This window comes from Sulfurimonas sp., assembly GCF_041563495.1.
GTDB lineage: Bacteria > Campylobacterota > Campylobacteria > Campylobacterales > Sulfurimonadaceae > Sulfurimonas.
In genome coordinates this window covers 1-13,713 of the sequence record NZ_JBFFMZ010000007.1, presented here as the reverse complement: position 1 = coordinate 13,713, position 13,713 = coordinate 1, and the positions used below count along the sequence as shown (strand labels likewise).

Annotated in this window: 15 protein-coding genes; 10 read left to right on the top strand and 5 right to left on the bottom strand. The window is 37.8% G+C overall.

The genetic code is table 11. The features are described 5' to 3' along the window. On the bottom strand, nucleotides 1–1,038 hold the full coding sequence (locus ABYK18_RS08335) for an SO_0444 family Cu/Zn efflux transporter (RefSeq protein WP_373036205.1): 1,038 nt from the start codon (nucleotides 1,036–1,038) through the stop codon (nucleotides 1–3). Between the two features lie 79 nt (nucleotides 1,039–1,117). Then, entirely contained in the window at nucleotides 1,118–2,509 is a 1,392-nt protein-coding gene (gltX, locus tag ABYK18_RS08330) for a glutamate--tRNA ligase (RefSeq protein WP_373036204.1), read from the bottom strand. A 90-nt stretch (nucleotides 2,510–2,599) separates the two neighbouring features. Between gltX and ABYK18_RS08325 the strand changes: the two genes are divergently transcribed. The 3 genes from ABYK18_RS08325 to ABYK18_RS08315 are packed head-to-tail and all read left to right on the top strand — an operon-like array spanning nucleotide 2,600 to nucleotide 4,439. Further along, entirely contained in the window at nucleotides 2,600–3,436 is an 837-nt protein-coding gene (locus tag ABYK18_RS08325) for a peptidyl-prolyl cis-trans isomerase (protein ID WP_373036203.1), read from the top strand. Then, nucleotides 3,426–3,869, top strand: a complete 444-nt coding sequence (locus ABYK18_RS08320; protein ID WP_373036202.1) for a cytidine/deoxycytidylate deaminase family protein — start codon at nucleotides 3,426–3,428, stop codon at nucleotides 3,867–3,869. Before ABYK18_RS08325 ends, ABYK18_RS08320 begins: the two co-directional genes overlap by 11 nt. Before the next feature lie 9 nt (nucleotides 3,870–3,878). Then, nucleotides 3,879–4,439: an iron-sulfur cluster assembly scaffold protein gene (locus ABYK18_RS08315; RefSeq protein WP_373036201.1), complete on the top strand. Its 561-nt coding sequence runs from the start codon at nucleotides 3,879–3,881 to the stop codon at nucleotides 4,437–4,439. Nucleotides 4,440–4,443: 4 nt separating this feature from the next. Here ABYK18_RS08315 and arsC read toward each other — a convergent pair whose 3' ends face one another. Further along, nucleotides 4,444–4,797: an arsenate reductase (glutaredoxin) gene (gene arsC / locus ABYK18_RS08310; RefSeq protein ID WP_373036200.1), complete on the bottom strand. Its 354-nt coding sequence runs from the start codon at nucleotides 4,795–4,797 to the stop codon at nucleotides 4,444–4,446. Nucleotides 4,798–4,859: 62 nt separating this feature from the next. On the opposite strand from arsC, the gene ABYK18_RS08305 reads away from it, so the two are divergent. The 7 genes from ABYK18_RS08305 (at nucleotide 4,860) to ABYK18_RS08275 (ending at nucleotide 10,341) form a co-directional block, all read left to right on the top strand. After that, nucleotides 4,860–5,381 (top strand): GAF domain-containing protein, encoded by a 522-nt coding sequence (locus ABYK18_RS08305; protein ID WP_373036199.1) that lies wholly within the window; start codon nucleotides 4,860–4,862, stop codon nucleotides 5,379–5,381. Next, nucleotides 5,381–5,869 (top strand): GAF domain-containing protein, encoded by a 489-nt coding sequence (locus ABYK18_RS08300; protein ID WP_373036198.1) that lies wholly within the window; start codon nucleotides 5,381–5,383, stop codon nucleotides 5,867–5,869. Before ABYK18_RS08305 ends, ABYK18_RS08300 begins: the two co-directional genes overlap by 1 nt. A gap of 50 nt (nucleotides 5,870–5,919) precedes the next feature. Next, nucleotides 5,920–6,510 (top strand): hypothetical protein, encoded by a 591-nt coding sequence (locus tag ABYK18_RS08295; RefSeq protein ID WP_373036197.1) that lies wholly within the window; start codon nucleotides 5,920–5,922, stop codon nucleotides 6,508–6,510. 41 nt (nucleotides 6,511–6,551) lie between these two features. Beyond that, on the top strand, nucleotides 6,552–7,577 hold the full coding sequence (gene amrS, locus ABYK18_RS08290) for an AmmeMemoRadiSam system radical SAM enzyme (RefSeq protein WP_373036196.1): 1,026 nt from the start codon (nucleotides 6,552–6,554) through the stop codon (nucleotides 7,575–7,577). Next, nucleotides 7,578–8,189 (top strand): protein-L-isoaspartate O-methyltransferase, encoded by a 612-nt coding sequence (gene pcm / locus ABYK18_RS08285; RefSeq protein WP_373036195.1) that lies wholly within the window; start codon nucleotides 7,578–7,580, stop codon nucleotides 8,187–8,189. A 91-nt stretch (nucleotides 8,190–8,280) separates the two neighbouring features. After that, the gene (locus tag ABYK18_RS08280) at nucleotides 8,281–9,576 is read left to right on the top strand and encodes a nodulation protein NfeD (RefSeq protein WP_373036194.1); all 1,296 of its coding nucleotides are present in this window, start codon (nucleotides 8,281–8,283) and stop codon (nucleotides 9,574–9,576) included. 3 nt (nucleotides 9,577–9,579) lie between these two features. Continuing rightward, on the top strand, nucleotides 9,580–10,341 hold the full coding sequence (locus tag ABYK18_RS08275; protein ID WP_373036193.1) for a slipin family protein: 762 nt from the start codon (nucleotides 9,580–9,582) through the stop codon (nucleotides 10,339–10,341). A gap of 7 nt (nucleotides 10,342–10,348) precedes the next feature. On the opposite strand, the gene ABYK18_RS08270 is transcribed toward ABYK18_RS08275, so the two are convergent. Both ABYK18_RS08270 and ABYK18_RS08265 read right to left on the bottom strand, forming a co-directional pair. Then, nucleotides 10,349–12,745: a Lon protease family protein gene (locus ABYK18_RS08270; RefSeq protein ID WP_373036192.1), complete on the bottom strand. Its 2,397-nt coding sequence runs from the start codon at nucleotides 12,743–12,745 to the stop codon at nucleotides 10,349–10,351. Nucleotides 12,746–12,875: 130 nt separating this feature from the next. Next, nucleotides 12,876–13,713: HD domain-containing phosphohydrolase (locus ABYK18_RS08265; protein ID WP_373036191.1), on the bottom strand; the 838-nt coding region annotated here is incomplete at its 5' end.

The window sequence follows — 13,713 nt, the reverse complement described above, 5'->3', positions numbered from 1 at the left end:
TCATGCTTTTTTAAAATATGGTTTAAGCGTAAAGTATAACATTAAGCTCCATAAAACCAAACTACTGAGTATCTCTAAAATACCCGCTTCTTCTTCAATGTGAATAAGTGATTTGGCATCTATGGAGTTGATGTCAAATACAAAATCAAGTCCAAGACCAAAGATAACACTTCCTAAAACAATAGTCCCAAGATAGATGTAAAGAGACTTTGTCCCCAGCATCTTCTTCACCACACCTATAGTAACCGTGTTTGTAGCGGGTCCTGCACTTAAAAACACAAAGGCAGCTCCCGCACTGACACCGCTGAGCATAAGACCGGCAGCTATGGGTAGGGATGCAGTTGCACAAACATACATCGGTACGGCAATGGCAATGGCGATTATGTAAGAGAGCCATGTGTACTCTGTAAGAATCTCACTGAGGTTTTGAGGGATGGCGATAGTGATTAAGGCTCCGATGATTAGACCCCAAAAAAGAGCTTTTGCAATATCACCAAGAAGAGTTACAAAGGCATATTCCATAGCTCTTTTGAATGAGAATCTCTGTTTTACCTCACTCTCACTTGAACAAGTGTTAGAACAACAGCAACTCTCACTTTTTTCTTCTACTTCCTCAGGAATGATTTCTTTATCATAAATGTTTGTAAGTATTCCCGCAAGCATGGCTATAACCATAGAAGTCATGACTCTGTAAAGTGTAAAAATCCAGCCAAACATTCCATAAGTAGCAAGAATGGAGTCGATTCCGGTTATGGGAGTGGAGATAAGAAATGAGAGAGTCGCACCTTTACTGGCACCGCTTTTTTTGATGCTCGATGCCAGAGGTATTACGCCGCATGAACATACAGGAAGAGGGATGCCAAAAACGGTAGATTTTATAACCGAGCTTATGCTCTCGCTTCCGAGATGCTTAGTGACAAGCGTCTCAGGTACAAGTTCATGCATAATCCCCGCAAAAGCGAGACCAAATATGATGTAAATTGCCATTGCATTACTAAGCTCATACAAGGCTGAGAAAAATTCTATTATCAGTTCCATAAAGTTATTCTACTTTTTTGTAGCTTGTGCGGTATATGGAAACAGAGATTATTCCCATATCTGAATATGCATTTAAGTTTTAAGAGTTTGCAGTTATGGCGTTTGCAATTCTTAGCATAGTCTCATCTTTGCCGATTACCGCCATAACAACATCTAGTCCGGGACCGCTCATTTTTCCAAGAAGTGCTACGCGAAGCGGTTGACCTATCTTGCCAAAACCTATCTCCATCTCGTTTACAACTTCTTCCATAACATGGTGGTAGTCACTTGGAAGATGAAGTTCATCGTCACAGGCACTCAGTTTTGCTCCAAAAGCATTGATAATTGCTACAGAATCATCTTTGAAAGCTTTTTTAACAGCTTTTTCGTCATAAGAATGAGGAGTTGCAAGTATCTCACGTGTCAGTTCTGCCAACTCTTTTAGAGTTTTTGCACGCTCTTTTAGCGCATCCAGAAGAATTTCTCTTTTATCATGTGAAGTCAATACTAAATCATACTCGGTCAGAAGCTGAGCCAACTCGGTATTTGATGTATTTTTGATATAGTGGGCACTTAGCCAATCAAGCTTTTCAGTGTTGTAGATAGAAGCTGATTTATTTATATCTTTGGGGTTGAAAAGATGAATCATCTCATCCATGCTGAATATCTCTTGGTCTCCGTGACTCCAGCCAAGACGAACTAAAAAGTTAAGCAGAGCCTGAGGAGTGTAGCCCATCTCTTTATATGCCATAACATCAGTCGCACCGTCACGTTTGGAGAGTTTTTTACCTTCAGAGTTGTGTATCATCGGAACATGGTAAAACATAGGAATATCAAATCCAAGAGCTTCATAGATGACTATCTGTTTTGGAGTGTTAGAGAGATGGTCGTCTCCGCGGATAACTTCGTTGATTCCCATTAAGTGATCATCAATCGCCACAACAAAGTTATAAGTCGGTGAACCGTCAGCTCTTGCGATTACAAAATCGTCCAAGATATCTTCGGCTTGAAAAATGACATTGCCTTTTACACCGTCTTTAACTAGGATTTCTCCACTTAGCGGTGCTTTGATGCGTATTACAGGCTCGATGCCTTCCGGAGGTGTGCCGTCAAAATCACGATACTTGCCGTTGTACTTAGTACGTTCTTTATTCGCCATTTGAGTTTCACGAAGCTCAGTGAGCTCGTCTTTTGACATATAGCACTTATAAGCAAGTCCCATGTCTAAAAGTTGTTTGACATACTTAGCATAAATATCATCTCTTTGTGATTGGTAAGTTATCTCGCCGTCATGTTCTAGACCAAGCCATTTGAATGCTTTAAGAATTGCTTCTGCAGCTTCTTGTGAGTTTCTTGCTTTATCCGTATCTTCGATGCGAAGAACAAATTTTCCGCTGTTCTTTTTGGCCCAAAGGTACGAAAAAAGGGCAGTTCTTAAACCACCAATGTGAAGATAGCCGGTAGGACTAGGAGCAAAACGAGTAACAACCATGAAAAAGCCTTTTATTTTAGTAATTGAATTTTAGGCTATTATTTGTTAAAGATGGGTAAAATACTCCTTTTAATTTATATAGGATAATAAATGTACAAAATGTTTTTAACTATTATGCTCGTCGCAACTCTTAATGCTGAAGTAACAGATGGTGTAGCAGTAGTTGTTAAAGGGAGTGCTATAACTCTTTATGACATAAAAAAAGAGATGCAGACTTCAAGAGTAGATGCTAAAACTGCAACAGATGTTTTGATAAGAAAAACTCTGGAAAAGCAAGAGATACAAGAGCGAAAACTCTCAGTCAGCAGCGGTGAAGTATATGATGACATCAAGCAGACGGCAAAAAGAAATAATCTCAGTGTAAATGAGTTCTATGAAGCCGTTAGAAACTCAAGCGGTTTGTCTTCAACAGAACTAAAAGAGAAGATAAAAGAAAAGCTGCTTTCTCAAAAACTTTATTCCTCCATCGCTTACAGCGGATTGTCCGAACCGACAGATGAAGAGATAGAAGCGTACTACAAATCACATAAAGATAGTTTTGCTCATCCTAGTGGATTTAAAGTTATTATTTATCAGTCAAAAAATAAACAAATACTTCAAGAAAAGATTGATAACCCTATGTTTCACTCTTCTGAAATTACAAGCAATGAGCAGGCTCTTCCTTACGACAGAATTTCTCCTGAGTTAGCATCTCTTTTAGAGAGAACTGCTTTAAACACTTTTACAGATGCTGTTCCTGACGGTAAAGGCGGATATATGAGTTTTTATATTAAAGAGGTAGAGTCGGCAAAAGAGACCGGGCTGGAGAGTGTTAGAAATCAGATAATGAATATGATTGCAGCTGAGCAAAGAGAGCAGGTTCTTGGTGATTACTTTGCTAGGCTTCGCCACAATGCTGATATAAAGATGATTAGAAATGTTAAGTGATGAAAATTTTATAAATATTGCTACAGAGTTAGCGACTGCTTCAAAATGTGTATCTAAGCAGGTCGGTGCAGTAATTGTAAAAGACGGAAGAATTTTGAGTACGGGCTATAACGGTACACCGGCAGGATTTACAAACTGTTGTGACCACTGGGAAGATGAATACACTGCCGAGCATCATGAGTGGTCAAAAACTTATGAGATTCATGCAGAGATGAATGCCATCATCTGGGCTGCAAGAAAAGGCATTTCAATTGAGGGTGCTTCAATTTTTGTAACATTGGAGCCTTGCAGTGAGTGTAGTAAAAATCTTATCGCAAGCGGTATAAAAAGAATCGTCTATGCAAAAGAGTATGAGCATACTCACTCAGATACAATTTCAAAATTTATTAAAGACAACGGTGTGAGCATAGAAAAACTCGCTCCACAAAGATAGAGGGAAGAGATGGAAGATATTAAAAACAGAGAACAAGCAGAGTTAGAAGCAGAAATAGGCAGACATATGTTACAGCCTGAAAACTACGGAAAGCTTGAAGATGCAGACGGTATAGGTGTCGGTATAGATCATGCAAAAGAGACTTATGTGGTAATGTATATAAAAAGAGATAGTAGTCATATTACTGATGTGAAGTTTGGCACAAACTCGGCGAGTCAAGATGCTGCAACTCTGGGCTCGCTTCTTACTGAGATGATAAAAGGTGAATCAATAGCAGAAGCACTTCTAACTGTTTTAGGTCTTGAACAAGACCTTCAAGATGCGTATGCAAACATTGCACCGCCAAAAGTAGATACATCCAAACCTGAGGGTGAACAAGTTGAGCATATCTCAACAGACCATCAAGACAGTGCTAATATGGTACTTACTTCTTTTAGAGCTGCCATGCGCCACTACGACCGTAAACAAGAGGGTATAGAAGAGGAATATTTTGAGATGAGTATAGCAAAGACTTGCCCATACTCAAGCGGTGACTGTACTTTTGTAGAAAAAAAGAAAGAGAAAAAGTAGTTCTTTAGCTATTTAAAAAATCAGCGATTATAGAAGTCGGTCTTCCTATAATCGCTCTGCCGTCTTTAAAAATCACAGGTCTCTCTATAAGTATAGGATTTTCTATCATGGCATCTATAAGTTTATCGTAATCATACTCTTCTTTTAAATTTAATTCCGTATAGATATCTTCTTTAGTTCTCATAAGATCTTTAGGATTCAGTCCGAGCATAGTCAGTGCCGTCATAATCTGATCTTTGTTTGGAGTATCATCGAGGTAGTGAACCACTTCTTTTTCACAGCCGTTATCCTCCAAAATGCTTAATGCTTCACGTGATTTTGAACATTTAGGATTATGCCATATAGTTACTAAGTTCATAAAGGTTCCTTTTTTTTCGTATTTTACACTATAATTATTATAAAAAAATAATGGGACATATTATGAGATATGAAAACATTTATAAAAAACTTGCAGATTTTGGAAGAGACCTGCTAAGTGACACTTCGTATGAAAAGGGCTTACCTAGAATAGCCAAATATGCAAAAGAGGTCATTGGAGCGCACAGATGCTCTATCTTTATAAACGATTTAGAAAAAGGTGAACTTTGGACTACATTAGCGGATGATATTGAGAGGATTAAAATCCCTTCAGACAAAGGTCTTGTCGGACATACGATAAAAGAGAAAAAGCCGCTTATAGAAAATGACCCGTACACAAATCCACACTTTCTTCCGGACATAGATAAAGAGAGCGGTTATGTGACAAAAAATATAGTCACTGCACCGATTTTTAATTCCAAAAGAGAAATTATCGGAGTTCTTCAACTTCTTAATAAACCCGAAGGTTTTGATAAAGAGGATATTAAGTTTATGATATTTTTTGCTCATTATGTCAGCGGATATTTGGAGTTAATCGACCTTTGTCTAATGGAAGATTCGAACAACACGGAGAATCAGGATTGATGCAAAAGTACAACCAAATAGCGGAGTTTGGAAAAAAGCTTATGTCTTTAGGCAAGATAGAAAACTCGCTGGAGCTTATTGCAGATGAAGCAAAGAGACTTTTAGATGCGGATAGATGTTCTATCTTTATAGTAGATGTTGAGGACAAGATATTGTGGACTAGACTCAGTGACGGGATAGGCCGTATTGTAATAGCCTTAGATGCAGGAATAGTAGGAGACACTTACCAAAGCGGCAAACCTCAGGTCGTAAATTCACCATATGATGATCCAAGATTTCTTTCTAACATAGATAAAAAAAGCGGTTATATAACTAAAAATATCATTACTGTTCCTATATTTGACTCTAAAAGAGATGTTATCGGTGTTATACAGCTGCTTAATAAATTAAGGGGTGACTATAATGACAATGATCTTGAGGCACTTACATTTTTTGCTAATTATGTAAGCGGTAGTTTGGAATTAGATTTAATAAACCAAAAGATATAGCTAAATGTTCTTAAATATATTTGGTTATAATAAATTTTAAGGAGTTGCAGATGAAATTAGTATTTTTAATAATCATGTTAACAACTATGCTTTTTTCAAGTGAAAAACAGATTATAGTGGGAAGTTTTTTACAAGAGAAATATGCTTTAAACAGTTTGGTAAGTTTAAATAATCATATACTTAAGGATGATAAACTTTCAACGCTTATAAATAAAAACTCTATAGAAGTGGAGCTTAAGACTATAGGGCAGTATCATGTTATATCTTTATCGCCTTTTACGAGTTATGTACAGCTTCTAAGAACTTTAAAAGCACTTGAGAAATACTATGATGATGCATATGTGTTGGAACATGGACAAAAGATAGAGATGCCGGAAGTGCTGGCTCAAAAAGTTGTTGAAGAAAGATCACTGCCTGTTGAGGTAAAGATTGAAAAACAAAAAAAAGTGCAAATAAAAAAAGATGAGCCTGTTGAAGTTAAGATACATAAGCAGGTTAAAGAAGTAAAACAGGTACAAGAGAAAGATTATACCTTTGAGATTGTTTTAGCTCTCCTCGTCTTACTAATAATAGGGTATATTATTTTTAAAACGCTAAATCGCAAAAAAAAGAGTGTAAAGGTAGATGAAGAAGTAGTTTAGTTTTAAGTTTCCCCCAAAAGTCCTATAAAGAGGAGGATGACATGGCAGCAAAAGCATGGTTGAGTAAAGAACTCAAAAACGGCAAAGTTTTATGTGAAGCATGTTCACAGGCATGTGTGCTCAGTGAGGGTGAATACGGTATATGCGCTGTAAGAATGGTAGAAGACGGCGAGCTTAAGCTGCTTGTATACGGACTTGCAGCAGCCGTAAATGTTGATCCTGTAGAGAAGAAACCGATGTTTCATTTCCTTCCAAAAACCAGAGCATTCTCCGTTGGAACGGTTGGATGCAATTTCTCCTGTAAATTTTGTCAGAACTACGATATATCCCAATATCCAAAAGAGCATAAGCATGAGATTGTAGGACGGGAACTCTCTCCAGAGTATCTGGTTGAACTGGCCATAGGAAACAGATGTGATTCAATAGCGTATACCTATAATGAACCGATTGTCTTCTTTGAATACACTTATGACACTGCAAAGATAGCTCATGAAAAGGGTCTTAAAAATATCTACGTCACGAGTGGTTATGAGACACATAAGGCAATAGACCTCCTCGCACCGTATATAGACGGTATGAACATAGATATCAAAAGTTTTTCAAATGAGTTTTACAAAGAGATTTGCGGTGCAAGATTAAAACCGGTGTTGGATGCAGTCACATATGCTCATGAAAAAGGAATATGGGTTGAGATAACAACTCTGCTCATTCCCGGCAAAAATGATTCCGATGAAGAGATTCGAGGCATCGCAAGGTTTATTGCTGATCTTGACATTTCCATACCTTGGCATCTCTCAGCCTTTCATCCTACATACAAGATGCTAGACACTCCTCGTACACCTGAATCTACACTTCTTCGTGCATATAAGATAGGACAGGAAGAGGGGCTTAAATATCTTTATATAGGCAATGTGGATAATGAAGATTATGAATCTACATACTGTCCAAACTGCAAAAACAGAGTCATAGACAGAAGCGGAAACATAGGTCAGTTTGTAAAAAATGAACTTGATGAGGAAGGAATCTGTCCTTATTGCGGATATGCGATTGAGGGGGTATGGAAGTAGATGAACTCAAACAGTGAATTAATCCGACATCTTATAAACAGGGGTGCTCTTAGTTCCAAGAATATTATAGAGGCTTTTGAAAATATAGATAGGGCCGATTTTGTTTACGATCCAAGTGTATCGGATGTATATGAAGATTATCCCCTGCAAATAGGTTACGGACAGACTATTTCTCAGCCGACTACGGTAGCCATGATGTTAGAGATGCTCTCTCCACGCAAAGGGCAGAAGATACTCGATATTGGAAGCGGTTCCGGCTGGACAACAGCACTCCTTAGTTTTATAGTTGGAGATAAAGGTTCTGTGACCGGACTTGAGAGAGTTGAAGAACTTGTAAAATATGGAAAGATTAATCTTGAAAAATATGGATTATATAATTCCACAATTATTCAAGCCGGAGACGCATTAGGTATTGTGGGTGAAGAATTTGACCGTATTTTAGTCTCTGCCGCAGCAGATAAGTTTCCTACGGAGTTGTTAGAGCAACTTAAAATCGGAGGAAGACTTGTCATTCCGGTGGGAAATTCAATTTATGAAGTTACGAAAAAAGAAAATGGAGAATATGAGAGTATAGAACACTACGGTTTTACGTTTGTTCCGTTAATTTACTAAAACACTTAATCTTGACTTTATTGTTATTTCTTGGGTATTATTACTGATAGTTATGTAGGCTCTTCAGTACTTAGAAAACGAGGTATGCAAGATGAAACGATTACTTTTTTTACTATTTTTAATCACTTTTGAACTTCTTGCTAACACTCCTACAGTTATGAAATTTGAGATAAAAGGGCCTATAGGACCTGCAACCAGCACTTACTTAAAAGAAGGAATGGCAGCCGCGCGTTCATTTGACGTTCAGATGATACTCGTAGAACTGGACACTCCCGGCGGATTATCAACATCGATGAGAGAGATGATTCAAGAAATTGTGAACTCTTCGATTGCTGTCGCTACATATGTTTATCCAAAAGGTTCAAGGGCCGCAAGTGCGGGTACTTATCTTCTTTACGCATCCCACATTGCTGCAATGGCACCCGGAACAAATCTCGGTGCTGCAACTCCCATTAGTATAATGCCCGGACAAGTGTCATCAGATTCAAATACAAGTGCTAAGTCTACCGTAGAGAAAAAAGCCATCAATGATGCAATGGCTTACATAAAAAGTTTGGCACAGTTGAATGACCGTAATGCTTCTTGGGCTTTAGACGCAGTAAAAGAAGCTAAAAGTCTCTCCGCAGAAGATGCTCTTAACGCAGGAATAATCGATTTGATGGCTTACAATATAGAAGAACTTTTAAAAAAGCTTGATGGCAGAGTAGTTAAAGTCTCTGAGGAGCATATTACACTAAACACTCATGAAGCTACAATAATAAATTATGAGCCAAATTACAAGACACGGTTTTTATCTGTAATAACAAACCCAAATATGGCATATATATTCCTGCTTATTGCCATATATGGTATATTTTTTGAGTTGATGAACCCTGGATCGATATTTCCAGGGGTTGTAGGTGCGATTTCAGGAGTAACTGCACTTTATGCGCTTAATATCCTTCCATTTAACTATGCAGGACTGATACTTATAATAATAGGCATCAGTTTTATTATAACGGAAGTTTTTGTTGCAGGTTTTGGAATACTTGGCATCGGCGGTGCAATATCGTTTGCTCTTGGCTCTGTATTGCTTTTTGACGCCCAGACTCTTGGAAGCAGTGTATCAAAGCCTTTAATAGCATCGTTTACTTTCGCGACTCTTGCCTTTTTCATCTTGGTTATCAGACTCTTTATAAGCTCAAAATCTGCAAAAGTAGTATCAGGTTTAGAAGAGATGCTGGGTAGTATTGCTGAGGTGACTGAAATTGGAAATAATATTTACCATGTGCGTTGTCACGGTGAAGCGTGGAAAGCCAAAAGTAAAGAGAAGTTGAGTGTAGGTCAAAAGGTTGAAGTTATAAATCTCTCTGGGCTCACTTTAGAAGTTAAACCAATAAAGGAGTAAATTATGTATTTTGATGTACCTGCTTTTGGAGCATATATCGTTGTATTAGTAATCATTTTTTTAGGAATGGCAATCCGTATATTACGGGAATATGAACGAGGAGTTGTCTTTACACTGGGACGTTTTACAGGAGTTAAAGGACCTGGAATTATTATACTTATTCCCTTTATTCAACAGATGGTCAGAGTTGATTTAAGAACCATAGTTCTTGATGTACCGACTCAGGATGTCATATCTCATGATAATGTGTCTGTTCATGTAAATGCAGTCGTCTATTTTCGTGTGATTGATCCTCAAAAAGCTATTATTCAAGTAGAAGACTTTCATAATGCGACAAGTCAGCTTGCTCAAACTACTCTGCGTTCGGTTCTTGGAGGGCATGAACTTGATGAGATGCTGGCAGAACGCGAGAGATTGAATTATGATATTCAAGAGATACTTGATAAGCAGACAGATGCATGGGGAATCAAGATATCAAATGTTGAGATTAAACATATAGACCTTGATGAGAGTATGGTTCGTGCCATTGCCAAACAGGCAGAGGCAGAGCGTGAGCGTAGAGCAAAAGTCATAAATGCCAAAGGTGAGCTGGAAGCCAGTGAGAATCTTCTAGAAGCGGCAAAAAAACTATCTCAAAATGATTTAGGGATACAGCTTAGATATCTTCAGACAATGAGTGATATCTCAAATGACAAGACTAATACGCTAGTATTTCCGTTTCCAACAGAGCTTGCAAAATTTTTACAAAGTAATTCAAAGGAGTAACCTTATGTTACTCTTTTTTGGAATGGTAAAATTCTTTTACTGTTTTGGAGAGTTCCTCGAGACGGGCTACGATTAAACCGTTCACGGATTTAGCAGGGTATTTGCCTTTTTTATTTTCTGTGCCTGCTTCAACTCCAGTTAGTATTGAAATCCCTTCATCAATAGATTTAACAGCGTAGATAGTGAATTTTTTATTTTTCACGGCTTTAAGCACTTCTTCTTTTAGCATAAGGTGTTTAACATTTGTGTGCGGAATGATAACGCCGTAAGAAGCCTTCTCATCTTTGCGCATACAGATGTCAAAAAAGCCTTCTATTTTTTCGTTTACTCCACCGATTGGCTGAATCTCGCCAAACTGGTTTACTGAACCCGTAACTGCAATGTTTTGTTTAATAGGCAGTTCGGCAATGGAAGATAAGATGGCGTAAAGTTCCGTAGATGAAGCACTGTCACCTTCTATCATTCCGTAAGACTGCTCAAAGACAAGAGATGCGGATAGACTAAGAGGCATATTTTTGGCATATCTTGAACCCAGGTAAGAACTCAAAATCATCACTCCTTTTGAGTGAATAGGACCGCCAAGCTCCACCTTGCGTTCTATATCGATAATATCACCTTTACCAATACGTGTTCTTACCGTTATCCTTGAGGGAATACCAAAATTATGAGCACCGATAGAGATATAGCTGAGTGCATTGATCTGACCGACTAGACTTCCATCAAGGTTTATCATTATGGTACCTTCGTCTATCTGCTCATACAGTTTCATCTGAATGCGGTTCATACGTTCTATCTGAGAGTTCAGTGCTTTTTGGATGTCGTTTTTTTCTATATACTCATGTTCGTTTTGTTTTGAATAGTAGTCTGCTTCTTTTAAAAGGTCAGAGAGTGTTCTAAGATGCGTAGAAAACTTTAGTGAGTGTGAAACATCACGAGAACTCTGCTCTACAACTCTTGCAACAGCCTCAGGCGTCAAAGGACGAAGGGAATTTTGTTTTGAGATAGTACCTATCATGCGTGCATAAAGCTGGATGTTTTCATCACTTCTTGGCATCTCATCTTCAAAATCGGCACTCACCTTAAAGAGCTCTTTAAAGTCAGGATCGTAATGATATAGAAGATAGTAGAGTATTCTCTCACCTATGAGAACAACTTTTAAATTTATGGGAATCGCTTCAGGTTCAAGTGAAGTCGTACTGATCATAGAGTATTGTTGTGCTAATGATTCTATACGTACCTCTTTAGCCTGCAAAGCCCGTTTAAGACCTTCATATGAGAAAGGATTCATAAGTATCTTTCTGGCATCTAAGAGTAAGTATCCACCATTGGCTTTATGCAAAGCACCCGGTTTTATCATACTAAAATCGGTAACTAAAGTACCTACTTGAGATACATGCTCGATTTTTCCGATAAGGTTTTGATGAATCGGATTGTCTTCGTAGATGATAGGAGTATGTGAATCTTTATCGTGAGATATAAAAAGGTTTACTTTGTATCTTGCAAAAGAGGGGGCGTAAAATTCCTGCATAAAAGGCGGTATGCCGAGGTTCTCAGGTTTTGATATAAAATCTTTCGCATGTTTTACCATATCGTCTTGTAGATGATCCAGGTAACTTACTATTTTCTCATTGTCCGCATATTTGCGGCGAACTTCATCTATAATGGATTCTATTGCTTTTTTGGTTGTTTTTTTATCCAAAGCTTTAAGGTCTTTTTGCAGAGTCTTATTGAGTTCGGTTACCTTGTGTAACCTGTCTTTTACGATGCGCTCAAAATCACTCATCTTCTTCGTTATTTCTTCTTTTTTCTTACCTGTTATTGCATTGAACTCTTCGGATGAGAGTATTTTGCCGTCGATGATAGGCACAAAAGTAACACGATCGACATAAGTGGTTTTCATGGAGACGTCATGTTTTTTAGCTTCTTCTTGCAGTTCCATAAAAATATTTGATTGTTTATTAACGTATTTTTGATTTATTGCTTCATTTTCATTTCTATAGCTGTTACTATCAAAAACCGTAGGCAGAATCACTTTTACAAGTTCTACGAGTTCTGCTATATCATCTTTAAACTTTGTACCTACACCTGCTTCAAGTTCTATGGCAATAGGCTTTTGATAATTTTTGAAGTTGTTTACATAACACCAGTCACTCGGTGATTCTTTATCATTTATTTTTGATTGCAAAAAAGAGATAATGGCAGAATGTTTACCGCTTCCAGAAGCTCCCATAGCAAAAAGATTGTAACCGTCTTGCTTGATGTTTACGCCAAAATCTACAGCTTCAAGAGCATTTGACTGACCAATGGGCTGCTCTAGAAGTTCCAGTTCATCTGTTGTCGCAAATGAGAAAAGTTTTGAATCACAGGAATGAAAAAGATCTGATACTTTAAGAGGGTCAATCATTATAGTCCTTTAAACAACAACGGATATGTTCGTTTTTCATAAAAAGTATAAAGCTTGCTATTGTTAAAAATTATACCTTTAGTTTTGAAAATGTAGCTTAAAGTTGAAATACAAAATTTAAATTTTTGGATTACTCGGTAATGTCTTTATACTCATCTCTGATCTTTAGGAACTCTTCAATGTTTTCTAAAAATAACGTTGTTAGATTTGAGTCAAAGTGTTTCCCTTTTTCCTCTTCAAAAAGTTTTAAAATCCTATCAAGCCCCCATCCTTTTTTATAGATTCTATCTGTTCCTAGTGCATCAAAAACATCAGCAATAGCAACTATTCGTGCATAGATATGGATATCTTCACCTATAATTCCATCAGGATAACCGCTTCCGTCATACTTCTCATGATGCTCTTTTGCAATAACCGCTGCGGCATTTAACAGAGGCCTTTGTGAACCACTTAAAACTGTATAGCCTATCATGCTATGCGAGCGCATGATTTCCCACTCTTCATCATCAAGTTTGCCGGGTTTTAAGAGAACTTTATCGGGAATTGCCACTTTTCCTATATCATGCATAGGCGAAGCGCTGGCAACAATATTTGCTTCTTCTTCGCTAAATCCGGCTTTGAGTGCCAAGAGTCTTGAGTATTCCGAAACACGATGGATATGTTTGCCTGTCTCTTTGCTTCTTGATTCGCTTATCTCTCCCATACGGCAGATTACTTCCTGCTGAGTTTTTTCTATCTCGATATGAAGTTCTACCAATTCGGTAACATTACACATAAGGTGCAGATGCTCGACAACGATGCCTTTGCCGTCTACAATCGGTATGACAGTTGCATCCACAAAATAAGAACTTCCGTTTTTTGCAATATTTTCAAACTGCATTCTAAAAATCTCTTTTCGTCCAAGTGCAGCCTTTAGTCTTTCGCAATCTCCGCTGTCTATATGCTTTTTGTCTCTGAGTTCACTGCAG